Origin of the sequence: Westiellopsis prolifica IICB1, assembly GCF_004323185.1 — a bacterium.
GTDB classification, from domain to species: domain Bacteria; phylum Cyanobacteriota; class Cyanobacteriia; order Cyanobacteriales; family Nostocaceae; genus Pelatocladus; species Pelatocladus prolificus_A.
In genome coordinates this window covers 1,642,576-1,663,323 of sequence record NZ_NAPS01000002.1, presented here as the reverse complement: position 1 = coordinate 1,663,323, position 20,748 = coordinate 1,642,576, and the positions used below count along the sequence as shown (strand labels likewise).

The following is a 20,748-nucleotide window of genomic DNA, read 5'->3' as shown; positions in this document are numbered from 1 at the left end:
TCTTTACACTACAGCCCTCTGCCCGATAAGCTTAATAAGCTGGTGGACTAAGGGCTGATAGCAATTATGAAGCGGCGAACGTTTTTCCAACGGTTTGGCTCCATATTAGCGGTGATGGGTGTAGCAGAGGCTGAGTGGTTCCAGTTAGGAACTTGTTATCAGCAGGCGTTAGCGCAACCCAGTCCGCGTAAATTGGCTTTATTGGTGGGTATTAACCAATATCGCCAAATTCCAGCGCTGAATGGTTGTCTGGTAGATGTGGAACTGCAAAAAGAGGTTTTGATTCACCGTTTTGGGTTCAAACCGTCAGATATTTTGTCTTTGACTGACGAACAAGCTAGCAGAGAATTTATTGAATCTGCTTTTTTAGAGCATTTAATTGGACAAGCAAAACCTGGTGATGTGGTTGTCTTCCACTTTAGCGGCTATGGTAGTCGTATTCACTTGGGGGATTCACCAGAAGCAGTGCAGAATGCTCTTGTTCCCACAAATGGAATTGGATCAAGTTCACAAGATCCAAAAACTATCAACTATTTATTAGAAGAAACTTTGTTACTGATGCTGCGATCGCTCCCTACAGATCGAGTCACAGCAGTATTAGATACCAGTTACTATACTCCTGATAGTTTGGTAGTTCCTTCACGAATTCGCGCCTGTCAGACACCACAGGAAGCAATTTTAGTAGACGCAGAACTGGAATTTCAAAAACAACTCCAAGAAAAAGCTGCTATAGAACAGGTGGGAGTAGTACTGTCTGCAACTTCTGCTCCTAATCAAGTGGCACGAGAAATACAATATTCTGGTTTTAGTGCAGGATTATTTACCTACGCCTTGACACAATATTTGTGGGAAACAACACCAAAGATCACAATTCCCGTATTTATCTCCCGTTTGGGAAGTGCAATGCAGCAGTTGGGTAGCACACAGCAACCAAGCTTATTGATCACTAAGAAAAATCAACAACGAGTTCAATTAATTGAGAACTTTTTCCCAGATACGATTAGTGCAGAAGGAGTCATCACAGCAACCGAAGAAGATGGTAAAACAGCACTGGTGTGGTTAGCAGGAATTCCACCCCATGTACTAGAACACTACGGTGCAAATTCTCGGTTGACTCTGGTGAATCAAACAGGTATAACTACAGAATTGATTTTGCGATCGCGTAGTGGTTTGACAGCAAAAACCCAGATTATTTCTTTGGAAGATAAAACTTTTCCCCAAGTCGGGCAACTCGTCCAAGAAGCAGTACGAGTCTTACCTCGAAACATTAATTTAATAGTAGCTCTCGATGGGGAACTAGAAAGAATTGAACGGGTAGACGCTACTAGCGCCTTTGCTACCGTCGCTCATGTGACAAGTGTAGTTGCAGGAGAACAACCAGCCGATTACGTATTTGGTAAACGTCCAGACAGCAAAAACAAAGATGTCATCGCTTCTACCTCATTAATAGTTTCTCCCAGTCGCTATGGCTTGTTTTCTCCCAGCAGCGAAAAAATTCCCAATTCTTTTGGCGAAGCAGGAGAAGCAGTCAAAGTAGCAGTCAAGAGGTTAAGTCCCAAACTGCAAACCCTTTTAGCAGCAAAATTGTGGCGACTCACAGACAATGAAGGTTCTTCACGCTTGAGTGTGAAAGCAACCCTAGAGATAATTAGCGGTATTGCACCTCGCACAGTTATGCACCGCGAAACACTGCGAACTGCAACTCAAGAATCTACGAGCAAGAAATCAGCTACTAATGAAATCGGACACATAGCCACCGTACCCTTGGGTAGTCGAGTACAGTACCGTGTGCAGAACATGAGCAACAGCCCAATATACTGTATGCTTTTAGGACTAAATAGCGCTAAGAGTGCGATCACTCTCTATCCCTGGCAAAAAGTTACAGAAACTGATGAATCCTCAGAACCACAACTGACTAATATTACCATTGCTTCCGGTGAAACCCTGACTCTACCACAAACCACATCTGGCTTTGAATGGGTAATCCAAGGGCCACCTTCCTTTAGTGAAACCCAATTAATTTTTAGCACAGCTCCTTTTACCCAAACCCTCGACGCCTTAAGAGCTGCAAAACATCCCCGTGCCGATCAACAACGTATTCTCCCGATATTAAATCCGATGGAAGTTGCCTATGCTCTTCTGCAAGATTTGCACAACGCCAGTACAGCAAAAGTTGATTCTAATACAATACCTATTGATTCCTATGTATTGGATGTAAATAATTGGGCAAGTTTAGGTTTTGGATTTCAGGTAGTATAATTACGCAATTTACAGTGTTTTTATTGACAAATAACTGTAAATAACTCAACTTTTTGAATGAACCATTTTGTGGGAGTGTACAAATAGTGCGCTCCCACAAATTATTGTGGTTCAAATGCATAAAAATTGCGAGAAAAACTTGTTATGTACATTACAAATATTACTTGTTATTTATAAATACAGATGTGTAAATCAAAATTTTTACGTCAAGTTTTGTAAAATACTTCTTCACAAGTTACTCACATTTTCTTCCTATTTTATGAATATAACAAATATAAAAAAGTGAGAGTGAAAATTATGCTTTTAGCACAAAAAGAAGAGGCTCAAAAATATCTTCAACAAATTTCTCAAGAATTAGATGCTGATATTTTTGTTTTCGATGCAGACATGGAACATACAGAAGTAAATTGTTTGATTAAGAAAGTTAAAGAAATTAGAAACTATTCCCAGAGCAAAAGTAACGTTGCTCTCTTTTTAACGACTTATGGAGGAGATCTAAATTCAGCCTATAGATTAGCAAGATTCTTGAAGAAAAATTACAAGAAGCTCATTCTTTTTATTTTCTGGCGCTGTAAAAGTGCGGGAACGCTGTTATCTATTGCATCTGATGAAATTGTGATGTCTGATTCAGGTGAGTTAGGACCTCTTGATGTCCAAGTTATGAAAGATGGTGATATCGCCACGGAATCAGGTTTAAATATACAACAGTCTCTAAAAGTCATTAGTGAACAAGCACCTAAAATGTTTGATCAGGTCTTGAGTGGTATTTATTTCTCAGATTCAGGATTGAGAAAAATCGTTCCTTTAAAAGTATTAGAGGATATTGCTGCTAGGATTACTATTAATTTGCTTGCACCAATTTCAACTCAGATTCAGCCTGCACGTCTTGGAGAACTAGAGAGAGAGATAAGTGTTGCAAGAGATTATGGAACAAGACTCAATAAAGACAGGCGTAAGATTACAGAACAGCTGATCACAGACTATCCTTCACATGGTTTTGTAATTGACTATGAAGAGGTACGGGAATTATTTGGTGATTGTGTTAGAGAACCTGAAGAAACAGAAATTAACTTGCAAAAACTGATATCTGAGATTGCATATGAAAATTATGAGTTAATAGGTTCCCTCGAAAAACTTTTAGAAGAGACACCAGTTGAAGATGAAGTAGAGATTCAGAATGATAGCAATGATGACATTAATGATAGTGATAATAATCGGGTTCAAGTAAATACAGAAGAAACTGTTGCAGCCTAGTTGTGGCTGAAAAATAGTAGTTTAGTTTACAAGGTGAATCGGTGGAGCAGTAACAAAAAAGCGGTAAAGCTTTTGGAGGTTAAATCCACAGCTAGCCAAAAAAGAATCAATGCGATCGCCAGCTAATTTTACCTTCAATTCAAAGCTAGAGCCAGTTTGACGTGATGATGCTGTAGATTCAAACTATTATTGCCTCTATTAGTGTCCTCTTTCTCTTTTCACCAAAATTACTGCTCATTTTCACCTGCTTTTGCAAGCTTTGGACGATTTTCTGGCAATGTTACACACACTTTTTTTCTTGGAAATCCCTCTTAATGCTGGATTTCATATGTTTTTCAGAACTAGCTATGAGTCACAAATTTATTTTAGGGCGGGATTTTGGATAAAACCCTGAGCATTATTTGGATAGCTTTCTGATTCTTTATCAAATCTTAAATTTCAAATTCCTGAGAATTACGGAAAAAGATTGTATAAAAATTTTATAAAATTTGTATAAAGAATATCTTCATACACTGAAAGAGTTACTTAGTAAAGGTAATATCTAGCAAGTAAAGTTTCAAAGGTTTTTACTTTTGCAAGTTATGAACCTGGAAAAGTTGTTAAATCTAATTCTCTTAACTATAGAGAGGCTTTATACTTATGAGCTCTCGACGGACTTCGCTCATCGGAAAATCTTCAGTTGCTATAGCAACTACCTCCAAGAAATTGACGTATCATTTAGCTGCTCTACGACCGCGACAATGGACAAAAAATTTAGTAGTGTTTGCAGCGCCGTTGTTTGCTTTTAGTATCAATTTGCAATCTTTGCTGGGTTGCTTACTAGCATTTATATTATTTTGTTGTGCATCAAGTGGTTTTTATTTAATTAATGATATTGCAGATGTCGAATCTGACCGTCAGCATCCTGTCAAGTGTAAGCGACCAATTGCTGCTGGATTAGTCACCATCCCCGTTGCTATTGGAATGGCTTTGGTGCTACTATCCATGGCTCTGATTGTTGGGTGGTTGAAATCGCCTCAATTGGGTGCAGCTATCACCACATACGCTTTATTGCAAATTGCCTATAATCTGCGGCTAAAACGCATGGTGATTTTAGACATTGGGTCTATTGCTATGGGATTTGTGCTGCGAGCTTATGCAGGTTCTGCTGCTACTGACATTGTTTTATCTTCTTGGTTTGTACTGTGTACTGCTATGTTGGCACTGTTTTTAGCAATAGAGAAACGCAAAGCAGAATTGCGGTTAGCTCAAAAAAAAGGTGCTAAACCCCGTGCTGTCCTCAAGCGTTATTCCTTACCACTGCTCAACCGCATGGAGAATGTAGTAACAACAGGAACAATAGTCAGCTATGCTCTTTGGAGTTCTGGCCCAGTGGTAAACGGTGCTTCAAGTTCCTGGATGTTACTGACCTTACCTTTTGTCTTATATGGGATTTTTCGCTATCAGTTACTCAGTGATCCAAAAGAAATTGCTATTTACGTAGACCAGGACACTGAAAAAGGGGGACATAGTGAGCGTCCGGAAGAGGTTTTGTTAAAGGATGTACCACTCTTAATCACCGTTGTTAGCTGGGTAATTACTTGTTTTGTAATTCTCTGGCTGAAACAGCAAGGGTGGATACAGTAATAGTTTGAGGATATCAGCAAAGAGTCCGTCTCCAAAAATTTCTAGATGTTCAAATTCAAGACTTTATTGTTCAAAATATTCAGACTTTTTACCGACAGTCTGCGCTTTTTGCTTCAAAAAAATTACCGACCAAGTTTTAAAGAAAATCCTTACAGATTACCAAGACGAGTTTATACACTTAAGGACATTGATATTCTTGGGCTTAAAAACTCTGGAATTAAAGGAATAATTCTTGATTTAGACAACACCATTGTCTCTGAAGATGATCGCTACTTGTCTCCAGGTGCAGAAGATTGGATCAGCCAAGCAAAGTTAGCTGGATTGCTATTTTTTATCCTTTCAAATGGTAAACGTCGCTATCGGGTCAAATTTTGGTCTCATCGTCTTGATATTCCAACTCTCAGTCCAGCCAAAAAGCCATTCCCATCAGCATTTAGTCGTGCAATGACTTATATGCAGCTACCTGCTAAACACGTTGTTGTCATTGGCGATAGTTTACATACTGACGTTGTCGGAGCATGGTTGTGTGGGTGTCGCTGTATTCAAGTGGCTAGTTTACCTCATCCGCCCCGATGGTGGGAAAAACTCGCAGGTAAATGGGTGCAAATACCTTATCCAGAGGAAGCCGAACTTTGGGAATTTGATGCTGGTGTTGGCTATGACAAATTTTTCTAAATTTGTATTTTATTCAAAAATGTATTGATAATTGATTTTTCTGATTTTATTATGAATCAAGATAAACAACAAAATCATAGCTGGAAATTCGAGCCTATTTTCATCATTGTATTATGCATTTTATTTTTATTCGTTGGCTTAGTATTAGCATCTAGAATAGAGCCAGTATGGACAGATGAAGTGATGTTTACAGATCCACCCAACAATCTTTATTTTGGTAAAGGGTGGATATCTACAGCATGGTATTACCAAACAAAAGAAGAATTTTGGGCAGGTAATCTACCACTTCATGAAATAATTCTTTACCACTGGCTCAAAGTTTTCGGCTTTAGTTTAACAGCAGTCAGATCGATGAACTATTTTCTGATCGTTGTTTCTGTATTAATGATCTGGCTATCCGTAATTAGACTCAAATTAATTAATTCATCTTGGAGCAGAATAACTTTAATTTGTCTGATACTTTCAAGTTCAGGTGTTAGCTTTAGTTACAGTAGTGGACGTGCAGACTCTATTGCAATTACTGTTGCTTCAACAGCCTTACTTGCATACACAATCACATCTGCTTGGTTACGTTGCGTTACTTTGGCATGTATTGGTATTTTTATTCCCATTGCAGGATTGCAACTGCTTGCTTATGTCATTGTTCTTTGTGCAGTCTTGCTATTTTATTTGAGAAAATTAGTAATTAAAGAATTCGTGTCCCTGGGAATAGGAGTAGTTTTAGGAATAATTTTTCTTTATACTCTCTATTTTACAAATGGAGTTTGGTTTAAATTTATTTTATCAACCTTTGGTTCACAGCATATACTAACTGGTCAAGTTGCTCAAGCAATTGTTCAGGGTGATGACAAAGGTATACTCAAAATTTTGAGCTTACAAAAAGTATTTATTGTAGATTTTAGTACAGCACTCTTACATTTGCTGACACTAATTCTAGTTATTTATCAACTATTCAAGCGGCAATTTAAATTTTACTCACCCATTTCTTTTGGATTTGTAGGGGGCTTGTTTATTCCTCTAGCAATAGCGATTGCTGGTAAATATCCTCATTACTATACCTGGATGGCATTTATTCCCATGGTCATTTGTATTTGCTCAGAGCTAGATAACTTCTCTTTATCTAGCAGGAAAAAATTGATTAATTTAACAGCCGTATCAATATTATTAATTGCTTCTTTAGGTGGATTTCCGGCTAAAGCTAGCCTAGCAATTAATGAATGGGAAACGAGGGATTATGCAAACGTAGAAGCTTTCGTCCAAAAAAATGTGAAAAAAACTGATTGGATATACTGTGACTATGGAGCATATTATGCTGCTTATAAAAGTGCTGAACTAGTTTTTCTTCCCAGTTATGTAAGAATGTTTTCCAACGAAGAAAAACACAAAATTACAACACTAATTATAGCTCCAAATAAATTGAAAGAAATAACTGATAAATTAGGAGGTGATTGGAATGATACTGGCGAAGCACTCATTAAGAAGTCTTTGATTTCATTTCAAGATGATACCAATAATTATTTTTACAACTTAAAAATTTTTAAGAAAAAAAGTGTTTTATAAATACTTATTATCAGCCTGATCTTCTTTTTTAGACTTCTTAGAATCAACTGAATAATTAATCTCTAACTGTTCAGCAGCACGATAACTTCTTTCCTCACCAGTACCATAAACAACTTGCAATTTTCCTCTTCCCTCTTCCTTTCTTTGTGTCTTTTGTGGTTCATTTCTTACCCCTCTTCTCCTCGCTGAAGTCCCTTCTTCTGCTGTATCTTCTGCAACCACCTCATACAAAATCGCCTGCTTATTATTATCCTTACCCTTCCTTAACACCCTTCCCAATCTCTGAGTATATTCCCTAGCCGAACCCGTACCAGATAAAATAATAGCTATGCTTGCTGCGGGTACATCTACACCTTCATTTAACACATGGGAAGCTACCAAACTTTTATACTCGCCTTCTCGAAACTTTGTTAAAACCTCGTGACGTTCTTTTACAGGCGTTTGATGAGTAATTGCAGGAATTAAAAACTCCTGAGAAATTCGATAAACGGTAGTATTATCAGCAGTAAAAATTAAAGTTCTTTCTGGATAATGCTTGGCTAATAAATTCGCTAAAATTCTTAACTTTCCATCTGTACCGATCGCAATCTCTTTGGCTTGCCGATGTGCTAACATTGCCCTACGTCCTGCTTGCGATCGCGCACTCATTTGAACGAATTTTTGCCAACCCTGAATACTTCCTAAAGAAATTTTTGATTGTTGCAAAAAATCATTGCGAGTTTGAATCAACTCGTTGTATTTTTGGCGTTCGTGCTGCGATAGCTTAACTTTAATTTGCACAATTTCGTGTTCTGCTAAGGCTTTTCCCGCCAAATCCTCAGCCCTTTTGCGATATACTTCTGGACCAATGAGAATATTTAAATCGGTATGTTTTCCATCGCTGCGTTCTGGTGTCGCTGATAGTCCCAAACGATAAGGTGCGATCGCATATTCTGCAATTACCCGATTAAAATCAGTTGGTAAATGATGACACTCATCAAAAATCAACAAGCCATACTGATTTCCCAAGCTTTCAGCATGAATGGCGGCGCTATCGTAAGTTGCAACTAGTATTGCTGTTTTATCCCGCGAACCACCCCCCAGTAACCCCACCTCTGCATCCGGGAACGCCGATATCAAGTGTGCATACCACTGATGCATTAAATCCAGTGTCGGCACTACAATCAGCGTACTGCGTGGCGTCGCTTCCATTGCCATTTGCGCCAAATAAGTTTTTCCAGCTGCGGTAGGTAATACTACTACCCCTTGTCTTCTGGCCAACTTCCAAGCTGTTAACGCTTCGCTTTGATGGGGATAGGGTTCCATTTCTAAACTCGAAAGCAATTCCAGAGAATTAAAACCCTTCGCTTCGTCAACAAAATAGGTATCTTCCGCTTGGAGTGCTTCCACTAAAGAACGATATCTAATCGCCGGAATGCGGAATTTCTCAACTCTATCATCCCATACGGCGTAATCAGTCCAAGCCTTGCCACGTGGTGGTGGATGTAAAATTAATGTGCCACGATCAAAAGTTAATCTGGGGGTACGAGCCATTTAATTATTCGTTATACTAACAAAGTTTACTACACTTACTCTCTTAACAAAAATAGCTAAAAACGTGCGTGATGAATTAAGGTCTCCAAGTTCACATAAGAAGTTGGGAATCTGGCTTCCTGAGTGCGGTCGCTTAAATTTCAAAATAGCTAATCACAGATAAATCCCACAACCAAGCATAAAATCCTCGCTCCCCATTCACCGCAACAAACTAACCAAATGGCTAAGTTCTGGTAAAATCAATTTTTCCATCGCTAATCGTACTGCATTGCTAGAACCAGGAACAGAAAAGATTAACTTACTTTGATAAACACCAGCAATCGCACGAGATGCGATCGCTCGCGAACCAATTTCTTGATAACTTAAAAAGCGGAACAACTCGCCAAATCCAGGTAAAGTTTTTTCTAATAACTTTTCTATGGCATCATAGGTAGTATCTCTCGGTGCGATACCTGTGCCACCGTTAAAAATTACAGCATCTAAATCAAAATTCTTTCCCAGTCGTTCTAACTCTGTTTGAATCTGATCTGGTTCATCTTTAATAATCGTATAATCTCCGACTGTATGATGAGCATCACGGAGCAATTGTTGAATTAACTGACCACTTTTATCTGTTGATTCGGAACGAGTATCGCTAACGGTAACTACAGCACAAGTTACCGTCATAATTTGAGAATCTGAATGAGGAATATTAGTCATTGGTCAAAAGTCCTACTCTACGAAAAGCCCTTCGGGTAGTTCCCTCCGGGACGCTTCGCGAACGCAGTCGCTCATGGGGGAAACCCCCAAGACCGCGCTGTCTCACCGCTTGCGCGTCTATGTCATTGGTCATTAGTTATTTGTCCCTTGTTTTTTGATCGATACTTCTTTGATGGTACAGAGCAAGCAGATTTATCTGTAGAGTCAATCCAAAATCTCAAATCGAATGACCAATAATTAATGACTAATGACCAATGACTCCTTAAGATTGATTAAATCCCAAGTCATTTTCTTCTGCATATCTTTGCATAAACCGCATAAAGCGATCCCATTGTTCTTTAGATTTCATTACATAAACAGCTTCTAAAGCTTCTGGTTTACCGTTGATAAATTTACCTTTGACTTCGCGGGTGACAATTTCCCCTTCTTCGTCAATCATATACATGCCAGTGATATCTTCAGTATTGCCACTATCTAATGCTTTAGGATTTTGAAAAATAAACGTTGCAGTACCGCTATCACCAGTGCGCGATCGCGTCAAGCGCACTTCTGGAATTACGTCTTCGTCAATACCTTTAGAAAACTGGATTTTTACCATGATGAGTGAATTTAAAGTTTTGTGATGTTTAAATTAATATTTTCTCATCTTTTAGTACCAATAAATCTAGATAATAATGAGATTGATTGCCTATGTGTAAATACTTATGTATTTTCTTTATCTAGTATTAAGGTTACAGGGCCATCATTTTCAATAGCAACTTGCATCATTGCCCCAAATTTGCCAGTTTCGACCCTTAAACCACTCTCCCGTAATTTAGCAACAAAACAGTTATATAAATTTTCAGCAGTTTTAGGGGTTGCGGAACGGTCAAAAGAAGGTCGTCGTCCTTTGCGACAATCCCCATAAAGTGTGAACTGACTGACTACCAGCAACTCACCATCAATCTCTTGTACAGATTTTTGCCATCTGTCACCGCCTTCTTGGTCAGGAAACAGTCGTAATTCCAAACATTTACGTACTATCCAGTCAACTTCAGCATCAGTATCAGTCTCAGCAATACCAACAAGCAAATTCAGTCCTTGTCCAATTTTGCCGATAATTTCACCATTAACTATAACTTGAGATGATTTAACTCGTTGGATGACTACGCGCATTTCTCAAACTGGAGTCTTAAGTGTGATTAAAAACACACGATGAACACAGATTCCGATAGGACTTATACCAATTTCCTTTAAAAGTGAAACATATTTCTTTGTACCAGACGTGCCATGGCACGTCTGGTACATTATTTATGTGTATCGCGATTAACGTGAAATGGTATTAGGCAAGTGTCACAAAAAATAAAATTTTTTGCTTGTAGTAAGAGCTACTCTGCGAGAACGCTACGCGTACAGCCCTTATTTTGAGGACTAAAGTCCTCACTACGAACTTTTCGGTAATTATCCGCTCTGATGCACCCCACCACACAGGCGGATGGGGAATTGTCGCAAATCAGTTAAACACCCACCAATTGTTTTGGTTTTGGCTCAATGGGTGCAGAAAGTGCGTCTTCTAGTTCAGCACAACCCAGTTTTTCCTCCAATATTTTCATCACTTCACGTCCAAAGTTATTGGGGTTTTGTCGCCAAGCTTGCAAGCAAACTTCGCCAAAGAAAGAACCAAGGGGTTCTGGGTTCCACAACATCTTTTGGACAGTCCAAGGTGTGATGTTCATTGGATCGTACCCTGGTTTGAGAATATTTTCTTTGAAAGCATATTCTTCGAGGTGCGTGTGGGGTTGTAGTCCAATAAAAAAGATTGCAGGTTCGACTTTATCTACCCCAAAAATCCGTTCCAGTTCGCGGTGATAGGCGATGGTTTGGCGAATTGTTTCTGGACGTTCGTCAATCACATTAAAAGAATAATTGACAGAAACTAAATCGTTAAACCCAGCAGCTTTCAAATCCCGACAATTTTGCAACACAGTACGGAGATTATAGCCCATCCGCATTTTCCGCACCAATTCTTGAGAACCGCTAGTGATACCAATCTCAAAGTAGTTCATCCCAGTTTTTACCATCAAATCACACAATTGGGGAGTGAGATTATCAGCCCGGATGTATGCAGCCCAGTGAATGTCTTCCATTCCAGAATCGACGATTTTTTGTAAAAGTTCAACAGCATCAGCCATAAATTTGCGGGCTGGGATAAACTGGGCGTCAGTAAACCAGAAATTGCGAACACCGCGATTGTATAACTGTCGCATTTCAGCAACAACTTCATCAGCGGGGTTAATCCGTACCTGTTTACCTTCAACAACAGTGTAAACACAATAGCAACAGTTGTGAGGACAACCGCGTTTGGTTTGGACACCGATGTAAAAGTCTCCATCTTGGAGATAATATTTAAATTCTGGCCAGATGGTTTCGATATAGTCGTAGTTACAAGCTGTTTTCTCTAGTGGCGTGGGTTGTTCATGAATGAGGCGATCGCGTGGTTTATCTTCTCCAACCACGTAACATCTTTCATCCCGAAATTCTTGTCCGCTAAGTAGTTTTGTCAGCAAAGTTTCGCCTTCACCCACAGAGACAATAGTCTGCTTTGGTAAGCTTCTAGCTAGCTGTTCGTAAAAGACGCTGACAGCACCACCACCAACAATTACACGAGCATTCGGGTGATAACGTTGAGCGCGCTTGATACCCCGCTTCAGTAATCCTAGATTTCGCCACAGTTCACCGTAGTATCCCGATGCTATCCGCAGCAAACCAAAAGCTCCCTGTATCTTAAGAAATGGATTGCGGGAGTAGAAAAACTCAAAGGTATACTGCAATGGATTACCACCACGTCCACCAACTGGAGCATAAATTTGGATATCTCGCCAGGAGAAGACTAGCAGTGTCGGCTGAAATTCATCGATACAGCGATCTAGGGCTTTAGCATAATCTAAAGGTGGCACTGTTCCTAAATCAAAGATACGCTGTTCAATGTTTGGAAACTGCTTGTGGACGTGATCGCTTAGGTATACAACCCCAATAGGAAAGATGGGGTTACACGGAAGGCGAACATAGAGAATTTTGTTGAATGTTTGAGCTTCCATCTTGCCGTTTTTCTGGGGTAAAAGAGCAAACTTTGATTCTGTAGTCGTTGTGTTTTGGTTAGACTGTGTGTATCAAAATCGTCCTTGATATTAATGACGATTACTGATACTCATGGCTTGGTTTAAGTGATGAAAATCGCTAATATTGCCCTGTATTACAAATGCATAGCATGGATAGGATTTTATGAAAGTAATATATCTATAGCTTTACAATAACATCGACTTCACTCTAGATGCGATCATCTGCATCTGCTAAGTCTGAAAATAAAAAACAAAAAATAGCTCTTAAGGTTAATGAAAGCAACTAGACTATTCCTTAAGAAATGGGATCAGGAAATCAACAGGAGCAAAAAAGCTGTTTGCTTTCCTTCCAGGAAACTCCAAAAAATAAATTATTTAATTTTTACCCAAGGCAATTTCTTCCTTTGTTGATCTCCAAGTCGTTTCTGGTACAACAGGATGTTTTTTTATTTGGAAGTCCCTAATCCTGCACTCGTAAGAGTTAGCTCCAATTGACTTGCCTCTAAAGAGTTGATAAATTGTTAATGCTTAATATACAATTGCAAAAAAAGCATAAAATTTTACGAAAAATTCATAACTAAAAACTTGTACTTCTTTAGGTAGAAAATAATTCAGAAAACTTCAGTTGGTAGTCGGAGTTACAGCAACTGGGGATCAGTCAGTGTTAGTTTTTATATGTAAGATAAAATTGTGGCGTAAAGCTCCTCAGCAGTTATGGCTCAAATATTAGATCCTCTACCACCGGAGCAATCAAGAAAGATTCTCTGCTGTTACGTAAATGCCACGAGCAAAATACAGGTGGCTCGCATCTCGAACATTCCTAACTGGTACTTTGAAAGGGTTGTTTTCCCTGGACAGAGGCTAGCGTTTGAAGCCCCCATTGAAGCTCAACTTGAAATTCATACGGGCATGATGGCAAGTGCTATTTTATCGGATAAAATTCCATGCGATCGCCTTGCACTTCACGAACCTAGTAGTTATGAATTGGAAAACTCAGAACAAACAAACGACTCCATCAATAAAAAACCGATAACACAGTCTATTAAGACAAAAACTGAAGATACAACAAAACCTTTAACAATGTCTGGTTTCGTATCCATTGATTAAAAAAATATCTTTAACTTCATTTGGGGTTGCTAAATTTAGCAGCCCTTTTTTATTTTTGGTCATTTGTTATTGGGGATCGGGGATCGGGGATTGAGGGTCTTTCAAGGGTAGGTTTTTTAGAATCTCGAAAATAGTTGAGAAAATTCTCAAGTTTTTAACATGGTTTGGTAGTTTCAGGATTTTAAAATCGGCTGAAATGGTCAAAAAATTACCAAATACAAAATCCCTACCTTTGTAAGCAGAGGGGACCCCATCTTCCCCAATCCCCAATCCCCAATCCCCAATCCCCGATCCCCATTCCCATTTACAATGATTAATTATGGATCTACCTTCATTTTTGTGGTTATGGAGAATAGCGGCGTGGGCGATGGGTTTGTCCCTAGTAGCCTATGTGCTATTGGCGATTATCGGTATGCGGATGTTTCGTGCTAGAACTTTGCAGCAAAGAGAATCAGGCGGATTACACTTTCTCCACTATAAAATCGGTATCTGCCTGGTGAGTTTGGTATTATTACTGCTACTGATTGGCATTGTTGGTACTTACGGTCACTTTGGTTCTTTGGGACACTCACAGCATCTCTGGGCTGGATTAACAACTGTCATGTTAGTTTTACTATCAGCTGGAAGTGCTACACAAATTCGTGTTGGACATCCTTGGGCAAGACGGATTCACATTGGTGCTAATGTTGCTATATTCTTTGCTTTTGCTTGGGTATCGTTCACTGGTTGGAGTGTAGTGCAGAAGTATTTGCCTTGATGTTATCTATAGGAGTCCGATTTGATTTATGAAAAAATCTAAGTATCTGTAGTAGCGTGTCTAGACTAAAATATTGCATTAATAAACCGCCCCAGGCGCAGAGAACGCAGAGAAAGAATCAGAGATTTATTGCACTATTTTAGCCTTGACACGCCAGTAGGGTGTGTTATGGCGTAGCTATCACGCACCTAAATCCTTAACTGGTGCGTTAGCCTTTGGCATAATACCATTTCACGTTAATCGCGATATATATAAATAATGTAGAGACGCGATATATCGCGTCTCTACAGGGTCTGTATTTGTATCAGGCTTTTCGTGAAATCGTATAACACACCCTACGTGTATTTCAGAAATCAAATATGAGTCCTATATATGAGGTTGATAATTGTTAATTGGTAATTGAAATATAACAACATCTCGCCCTCAAATAAATAGCTGGCTCATAGCAAAAAACCCACTTTAATGGGTTGAAGGGGTTATACCATTTCACGTTATATCAAGTTCGGATAATTAGTTATACTTCCCACAGTCATTGCACCCCACCCCCAACCCCTCCCCGCACGCGGGGAGGGGCGGTTTTGGCGTTAGACAAAACCGGGGTGGGGTTCTCTGGGAATTATAAGTAATCAAGCGAACCTGATATTAATCACGATACATATAAATTTGTAGAGACGCGATATATTGCGTCTCTATAGGGTCTGTATTTGTATCAGATTTTTTGTGAAATGGTATTAAGTAATTAGGCAAAATTATTTATATATCTCGTTTGTCTCTTTGGTTTGGCAAATCAAGGATACAGAACAAAAAATGTCTAATTAATTTTGCATAAGTACTTATTCATTCACCCTATGACCAATGTGGGAGTGTCAATTAATTTAATTTATGGAGTACGCAAAGTACCCGCAGGAATTCCCAAAATATCCTCAATCTTAGGCATATTTTCCAACGCAATCACTCTACCTTCATCCTCAAAACCAGCAATTTGATCAAAGTTCAAATACCGATACAATTCCCCAGCAAAAGGCTGAATCTTTTTACCCACAATATCCATATATTCTTGGACTGTGGGAACGCGCCCTAATAACGCACAAACTGCTGATAATTCGGCGGAACCAAGATACACTCGCGCATCCTTACCCATCCGATTATTAAAGTTGCGGGTAGATGTGGAAAACACCGTTGCACCATCTTCAACTCGCGCTTGGTTTCCCATACACAAACTACAACCAGGTATTTCTGTCCTAGCACCCGCAGCGCCAAAAATACCGTACACACCTTCTTCTTTTAATTGGTGTTCATCCATGCGGGTGGGTGGACAAATCCACAAGCGGGTTTTGACTGCGCCTGCACCTTCTAATACTTTGGCAGTAGCGCGATAATGACCAATATTCGTCATACAAGAACCAACGAATACTTCATCAATTTTGTCACCTGCAACTTCTGATAATAATTTCACATTATCAGGATCATTCGGTGCTGCTACAATTGGTTCTTTGATTTCGTTCAAATCAATTTCGAGAATTTCCGCATACTCCGCATCCGGATCTGCTTCCATTAATACCGGGTTCGCCAACCACTCTTCCATTTTGGCGACACGACGCATAATCGTTTTAGCATCGCCATAACCCCGCGCTACCATGTTTTTCAACAAAGCAACATTAGAACGCAGATATTCAGATACAGTCTCTATACTGAGTTTGATTGTGGAACCAGGACAAGAACGTTCGGCTGTAGCGTCGGTCAGTTCAAAAGCTTGCTCAACTTTCAAATCTGGTAAGCCTTCAATTTCCATTATCCGCCCAGCAAAAACATTTTTCTTGTTCTGCTTTTCTACTGTCAGCAAACCTTTTTGAATAGCAACGTAGGGAATAGCGTTAACAATATCCCGCAAAGTTACACCCGGTTGCAATTCGCCTTTGAAACGTACCAAAACTGATTCTGGCATATCCAGAGGCATGACACCTAACGCCCCGGCAAATGCTACTAACCCGGAACCAGCAGGGAAGGAAATACCCAAGGGGAAACGAGTATGAGAATCGCCACCTGTTCCTACGGTATCTGGTAACAGCATCCGGTTTAACCAAGAGTGAATAATACCATCACCAGGATGCAAAGCTACACCACCACGAGAAGCGAAAAAGTCTGGTAATTCGTGGTGAGTTTTGATATCTACTGGTTTGGGATAAGCAGCAGTGTGGCAAAAACTTTGCATTACCAAATCTGCACTGAAACCAAGACAGGCGAGTTCTTTCAATTCATCCCGTGTCATTGGCCCGGTGGTGTCTTGGGAACCCACGGTAGTCATAATCGGTTCGCAGTAAGTACCGGGACGCACACCGGGTAAACCACAGGCTTTACCCACCATTTTTTGGGCGAGGGTGTAACCTTTACCTGTGTCAGTGGGTTGTTGGGGACGGGTGAAAATGGGACTGGGTTCTAAACCTAATGCAAGTCTGGTTTTATCGGTGAGGGTACGTCCAATTAATAAGGGAATACGTCCTCCAGCGCGGACTTCATCCAAAATGGTATCGGGTTTGAGGGTGAAGGTAGAGATTACTTCCTCAGACGCGCCATCAGACGCGCCATGGGTGGTGATTTCACCTTTGTAGGGGTAGATAGTAATCACCATCCCGGTTTCCATTTTGGTGACATCGCACTGGATGGGGAAAGCACCAGCATCTTCAGCTGTATTGAAAAAGATGGGGGCGATCGCACCACCTAAAACATATCCACCTGTCCGCTTATTGGGAACATAGGGAATATCATTACCAATGTGCCAAAGTACCGAGTTAATAGCTGATTTGCGAGAGGAACCAGTACCGACGACATCTCCTACGTAGGCGATGGGGTGTCCTTTTTTCTTCAATTCGGCAATGGTATCCAACGCCCCAGGCATCCGTAATTGTAGCATTGCCAAGGCGTGCAAAGGAATATCCGGGCGAGTCATCGCTTCAGTAGCGGGGGATAAGTCGTCGGTGTTAGTTTCGCCAGGAACTTTAAAAACGGTGACGGTGATGGCTTGGGGTACTTCGGGACGAACTGTAAACCACTCTGCGTCTTTCCAAGAATCAATTACTCGTTTTGCAAAGGGGTTGACCTTGGATAATTCTAAGATATCGTGAAAGGCATCATACACCAGCAGAGTTTTGCTAAGGGCAGCTGCGGCGTAAGCTGCGATTGGTTCTTTTCCTTCTCCCCCCATCACTAGGGGTGTTTCGGAAGAATCTGAGAAGGAGACGGTGGAAGTTTGCAGGAGTTCAATTAAAGATTGGACGTTGTAACCTCCGATCATTGTCCCCAGCATTTGTACTGCTGCGATAGGTGAAATTAGGGGGCTGGTAATTTCACCTTTAGCGATTCCAGTCAGAAATCCGGCTTTGACGTAAGCTGCTGGATCAACTCCAGGAGATACGCGATCGCGCAATAAATGTAATAATGTATCTTCTTCACCTTTGGGCGGATTCTTCAGTAATTCACATAATTCTGAGGTTTGCTTCGCATCCAACGGTAAGGGGGGAATTCCTAATGCTGCCCTTTCGGCGACGTATTGACGGTATTGTTCTAGCATTTTTGTATTCTCCGTTGGGATGTTCTCCCCTTAATTATGAAATATTTTGAGGCAAGACTTGGCTATAAAATCTTACCTTATTTTATAGCTGAAAGCCTTACTGATAATTGGTTGTTAGCAATTTTTCTTAGACTTAAAGTATAGTTTTAAGTATCAATTAAAACTGAAAATATTTTAATTGCCACAACACCTATTATTAAAGAATTAATTGTTTTACCGATAATCTAAAAAACTGGTTATAAATTTATCTACTTATGACTCATTATGAGTGTTGAGCTTATATCTTGCACCTAGCCCTAAATTAAAGTTTGGGCTGAAAGCTCAATTCTCTTCAAAACCGACTGGTTAAGATTTTAAGCCATTTTAATGGGTTTAAGCTTTGAGCTTTAAAATTTATTTTACGGCTGATTGAAACTGGTGCAAGATGTCAGTTACGAAAAGAACTCAATGAATTAAAATCAATTAGATTGAGTATTGGTGTAACCAAGCTTCTAAATCAGCAACACTAGAAAAATCTAACAATGCTTCTCCTAGATTTTCTAACTGTGCAATTGATAATCTTTTAATTCGCTCGATTAATGATTCATCAATTTCACCAATACGGCGATTAAGTAGACGTAGTATTAAGTGTTGTTCTCCTTCTTGTCTTCCTTCTTGCCTTCCTTCTTGCCTTCCCTCTTGTTTGGCTTGTTCTCTGTCTCTTTGATAAAGTGGTTCTAAACGCATAATTAACTCCCTATCATCTGCTTCTAATTCTTGATTTACTCTCAAGTTTTCGCGCAAGTTGTAAACTAATTCGAGGGTTGCTTTTTGATATGGATGATCTAATGGTAACGCTTGCAACTCGATAATTGCTTGTGACTGCACACTTCCTCTACCTAGAAGCCTCAACCATAATGTCTCTGGTGTTAGTGGTAGTTGGTGTATCGCGATAATTGCTGTCCGCAAAGCTTCTGGAAGAAAATGTACTCCCAATAACCAACCCTCTTTTTGTATAGTTCCAAAGCTAGATAATCTAGTTTCGGATATTGTTGGAGTCAGAACCCACAACTTGGGAATTTCTGAGTCCTGAAGTTTGGTTTTATTGGCTTTAGCTTCTCGTCGCAATAAAGCTTTGACTTCTAATAATTTGAGAATACAGTCGCAGATTTCATCGCTAGAAGCTGGATTGCGGAATGGTTCAATTATGGCAGGATTTTCTGCAAATCTTCCTAGCAAACCCAGTATTTGCAAATTAGAGTTTTGCTGTTTGGCAGGAGTGAATAAAACATCTATTTCTTTAATCTCTCCTGAGACTTTTTCTGATGCTTTGACTTCTCCGTAATCTTTTAATAATTCTTCGAGGTAGTCTTTGGCGAATTGATCATGGATAAAACGGGTCATTCAATTTTAAGATTGCGGAAGTTCTGGGTTAATGCAAATTCCTATTATATAGCAGTTCGAGAACATAGATACCCGACTTCTTAAAGAAGTCGGGGATCTGGATACCTTTAATTCTCTGGTGGTCTGTCCCATTAATTTTGATGAGTCGTGGGTGTTCAGATCCCCGACTTTTTAAAAAAGTCGGGGATCTATAATTACTTATAATTAATGCGAACAACCACTAGGCTGTTATTATATTTTCATCTGGTATTTTATCTGGATTAGATTTCAAGCGTGTTAATCTGCTTTTACGGATACGTTCGCTTTCTCGAACCCCACCTGCAATTTCATATTCATCGCTGTTTTTGCCGTACTTGAAACCAACTCCTATCAGCATTTTGTCTGAAACCTGACTTAAAAATTTTTCCATTTCATCCAGCTTTTTTTTAGAAGAGTCAACCAGAGCTACAGCAGCGTTATAATCATTAAGCATATTGTGAAACTGCTCTATTAATTGCGTCAGGTTTTGCAAATTGCAAGTTTCATCAAAATTGAGATTTGGATCAATAGCTTTTAGTCCGGCAACTCTAAACTGAGCTTTTTTTAGAATCCGGGAACTACGTTTTTTTCGAGGCATAAATTTACACTTTTAAAAGCTTTACAGACCTATTTTGTCTCATTTAATCTGGATTCTAGTTCAGTAAAAAGCACATTTTTTTTTGCAAAGATTTTTATTTATGCGCGTGATTTCTCGGAATTTAGTTACCAAAGGTTGATTTTTAGGGAAATAATTTCTATTGAGACGTGACGATAGTGCTGTAGCGCATGGTTTTGCTAAGGTACGTCTTTATATCTCACCTTAGTGGCGTGTTAAGGCTAAAATGTTGCATTAGATTTTTAGTTTTTTCAGCGCTGAAGCGCTTACTACGAAGTTTTTCTATTGCATTATTTTAGTCTAGACACGCCAATATGTTCTGCTGGTGCGTTAGGCTAAAGCCATAACGCACCCTACTAGCGTGTCAAGGCTAAAATAGTGCATTAGATTTTTAGTTTTTTTAGCGTTAAAGCGCTTACTACCAACTTTTCTATTGCAACATTTTAGTCTAGACACGCCACTACTTAAGGCTTAATGTTGTAACTGTAAGGCTTAATGTTGTAACTGTAAGACTTAATGTTGTAGCTGTAAGGCTTAATGTTGTAGCTGTAAGACTTAATGTTGTAGCTGTAAGACTTAATGTTGTAGCTGTAAG

15 protein-coding genes are annotated in these 20,748 nt (G+C 39.5%); 7 read left to right on the top strand and 8 right to left on the bottom strand.

Features of this window, described 5'->3' with window-relative positions; translation table 11 throughout:
- Positions 1-66 precede the first annotated feature (66 nt).
- The 5 genes from B4U84_RS21520 (at position 67) to B4U84_RS21500 (ending at position 7,374) form a co-directional block, all read left to right on the top strand.
- Positions 67-2,259: a caspase family protein gene (locus tag B4U84_RS21520; RefSeq protein ID WP_131120515.1), complete on the top strand. Its 2,193-nt coding sequence runs from the start codon at positions 67-69 to the stop codon at positions 2,257-2,259.
- 297 nt (positions 2,260-2,556) lie between these two features.
- Positions 2,557-3,513 (top strand): Clp protease/crotonase-like domain-containing protein, encoded by a 957-nt coding sequence (locus B4U84_RS21515; protein ID WP_052508501.1) that lies wholly within the window; start codon positions 2,557-2,559, stop codon positions 3,511-3,513.
- 639 nt (positions 3,514-4,152) lie between these two features.
- On the top strand, positions 4,153-5,139 hold the full coding sequence (locus B4U84_RS21510) for a decaprenyl-phosphate phosphoribosyltransferase (protein ID WP_017311206.1): 987 nt from the start codon (positions 4,153-4,155) through the stop codon (positions 5,137-5,139).
- A gap of 45 nt (positions 5,140-5,184) precedes the next feature.
- Positions 5,185-5,814, top strand: a complete 630-nt coding sequence (locus tag B4U84_RS21505; RefSeq protein ID WP_017311205.1) for a YqeG family HAD IIIA-type phosphatase — start codon at positions 5,185-5,187, stop codon at positions 5,812-5,814.
- Positions 5,815-5,865: 51 nt separating this feature from the next.
- Positions 5,866-7,374: a hypothetical protein gene (locus B4U84_RS21500; protein ID WP_131120514.1), complete on the top strand. Its 1,509-nt coding sequence runs from the start codon at positions 5,866-5,868 to the stop codon at positions 7,372-7,374.
- Here the strand turns inward: B4U84_RS21500 and B4U84_RS21495 are convergent.
- The 5 genes from B4U84_RS21495 to B4U84_RS21475 form a co-directional block, all read right to left on the bottom strand.
- The gene (locus B4U84_RS21495; RefSeq protein ID WP_131120513.1) at positions 7,369-8,907 is read right to left on the bottom strand and encodes a DEAD/DEAH box helicase; all 1,539 of its coding nucleotides are present in this window, start codon (positions 8,905-8,907) and stop codon (positions 7,369-7,371) included. The two genes, B4U84_RS21500 and B4U84_RS21495, sit on opposite strands and share 6 nt — an antisense overlap.
- 198 nt (positions 8,908-9,105) lie before the next feature.
- Entirely contained in the window at positions 9,106-9,606 is a 501-nt protein-coding gene (locus tag B4U84_RS21490; RefSeq protein ID WP_131120512.1) for a MogA/MoaB family molybdenum cofactor biosynthesis protein, read from the bottom strand.
- 262 nt (positions 9,607-9,868) lie between these two features.
- Positions 9,869-10,204: a photosystem II reaction center protein Psb28 gene (psb28, locus tag B4U84_RS21485; RefSeq protein WP_017311201.1), complete on the bottom strand. Its 336-nt coding sequence runs from the start codon at positions 10,202-10,204 to the stop codon at positions 9,869-9,871.
- 104 nt (positions 10,205-10,308) lie between these two features.
- The gene (dtd, locus tag B4U84_RS21480) at positions 10,309-10,761 is read right to left on the bottom strand and encodes a D-aminoacyl-tRNA deacylase (RefSeq protein ID WP_017311200.1); all 453 of its coding nucleotides are present in this window, start codon (positions 10,759-10,761) and stop codon (positions 10,309-10,311) included.
- A 341-nt stretch (positions 10,762-11,102) separates the two neighbouring features.
- Positions 11,103-12,683, bottom strand: coding sequence for a photosystem II high light acclimation radical SAM protein (locus B4U84_RS21475; protein WP_131120511.1), 1,581 nt, complete (start codon positions 12,681-12,683; stop codon positions 11,103-11,105).
- Positions 12,684-13,418: 735 nt separating this feature from the next.
- On the opposite strand from B4U84_RS21475, the gene B4U84_RS21470 reads away from it, so the two are divergent.
- Positions 13,419-13,811 carry a DUF1830 domain-containing protein gene (locus tag B4U84_RS21470; RefSeq protein ID WP_017311197.1) on the top strand — a complete coding sequence of 131 codons (393 nt, stop codon included), beginning with the start codon at positions 13,419-13,421 and terminating at the stop codon, positions 13,809-13,811.
- Positions 13,812-14,130: 319 nt separating this feature from the next.
- Positions 14,131-14,568, top strand: coding sequence for a DUF4079 domain-containing protein (locus tag B4U84_RS21465; protein ID WP_071524772.1), 438 nt, complete (start codon positions 14,131-14,133; stop codon positions 14,566-14,568).
- An 880-nt stretch (positions 14,569-15,448) separates the two neighbouring features.
- On the opposite strand, the gene acnB is transcribed toward B4U84_RS21465, so the two are convergent.
- The 3 genes from acnB to B4U84_RS21450 form a co-directional block, all read right to left on the bottom strand.
- A complete protein-coding gene (gene acnB / locus B4U84_RS21460) occupies positions 15,449-18,136 on the bottom strand; it encodes a bifunctional aconitate hydratase 2/2-methylisocitrate dehydratase (protein ID WP_131120510.1) in 2,688 nt (895 codons plus the stop codon).
- Positions 18,137-18,598: 462 nt separating this feature from the next.
- A complete protein-coding gene (locus B4U84_RS21455; protein ID WP_131120509.1) occupies positions 18,599-19,519 on the bottom strand; it encodes a DUF4351 domain-containing protein in 921 nt (306 codons plus the stop codon).
- Between the two features lie 220 nt (positions 19,520-19,739).
- Positions 19,740-20,135, bottom strand: a complete 396-nt coding sequence (locus B4U84_RS21450) for a hypothetical protein (RefSeq protein ID WP_131120508.1) — start codon at positions 20,133-20,135, stop codon at positions 19,740-19,742.
- Positions 20,136-20,748 lie beyond the last annotated feature (613 nt).

Excerpts from the sequence above, each read along its gene's own strand:
- B4U84_RS21505 (WP_017311205.1), top strand. The coding sequence starts at position 5,185 with ATGTTCAAATTCAAGACTTTATTGTTCAAAATATTCAGACTTTTTACC.
- B4U84_RS21515 (WP_052508501.1), top strand. The coding sequence starts at position 2,557 with ATGCTTTTAGCACAAAAAGAAGAGGCTCAAAAATATCTTCAACAAATT.
- B4U84_RS21475 (WP_131120511.1), bottom strand. The coding sequence starts at position 12,683 with ATGGAAGCTCAAACATTCAACAAAATTCTCTATGTTCGCCTTCCGTGT.
- B4U84_RS21510 (WP_017311206.1), top strand. The coding sequence starts at position 4,153 with ATGAGCTCTCGACGGACTTCGCTCATCGGAAAATCTTCAGTTGCTATA.
- dtd (WP_017311200.1), bottom strand. The coding sequence starts at position 10,761 with ATGCGCGTAGTCATCCAACGAGTTAAATCATCTCAAGTTATAGTTAAT.
- B4U84_RS21495 (WP_131120513.1), bottom strand. The coding sequence starts at position 8,907 with ATGGCTCGTACCCCCAGATTAACTTTTGATCGTGGCACATTAATTTTA.
- B4U84_RS21520 (WP_131120515.1), top strand. The coding sequence starts at position 67 with ATGAAGCGGCGAACGTTTTTCCAACGGTTTGGCTCCATATTAGCGGTG.
- B4U84_RS21490 (WP_131120512.1), bottom strand. The coding sequence starts at position 9,606 with ATGACTAATATTCCTCATTCAGATTCTCAAATTATGACGGTAACTTGT.
- B4U84_RS21465 (WP_071524772.1), top strand. The coding sequence starts at position 14,131 with ATGGATCTACCTTCATTTTTGTGGTTATGGAGAATAGCGGCGTGGGCG.
- B4U84_RS21500 (WP_131120514.1), top strand. The coding sequence starts at position 5,866 with ATGAATCAAGATAAACAACAAAATCATAGCTGGAAATTCGAGCCTATT.
- acnB (WP_131120510.1), bottom strand. The coding sequence starts at position 18,136 with ATGCTAGAACAATACCGTCAATACGTCGCCGAAAGGGCAGCATTAGGA.
- psb28 (WP_017311201.1), bottom strand. The coding sequence starts at position 10,204 with ATGGTAAAAATCCAGTTTTCTAAAGGTATTGACGAAGACGTAATTCCA.
- B4U84_RS21470 (WP_017311197.1), top strand. The coding sequence starts at position 13,419 with ATGGCTCAAATATTAGATCCTCTACCACCGGAGCAATCAAGAAAGATT.
- B4U84_RS21455 (WP_131120509.1), bottom strand. The coding sequence starts at position 19,519 with ATGACCCGTTTTATCCATGATCAATTCGCCAAAGACTACCTCGAAGAA.
- B4U84_RS21450 (WP_131120508.1), bottom strand. The coding sequence starts at position 20,135 with ATGCCTCGAAAAAAACGTAGTTCCCGGATTCTAAAAAAAGCTCAGTTT.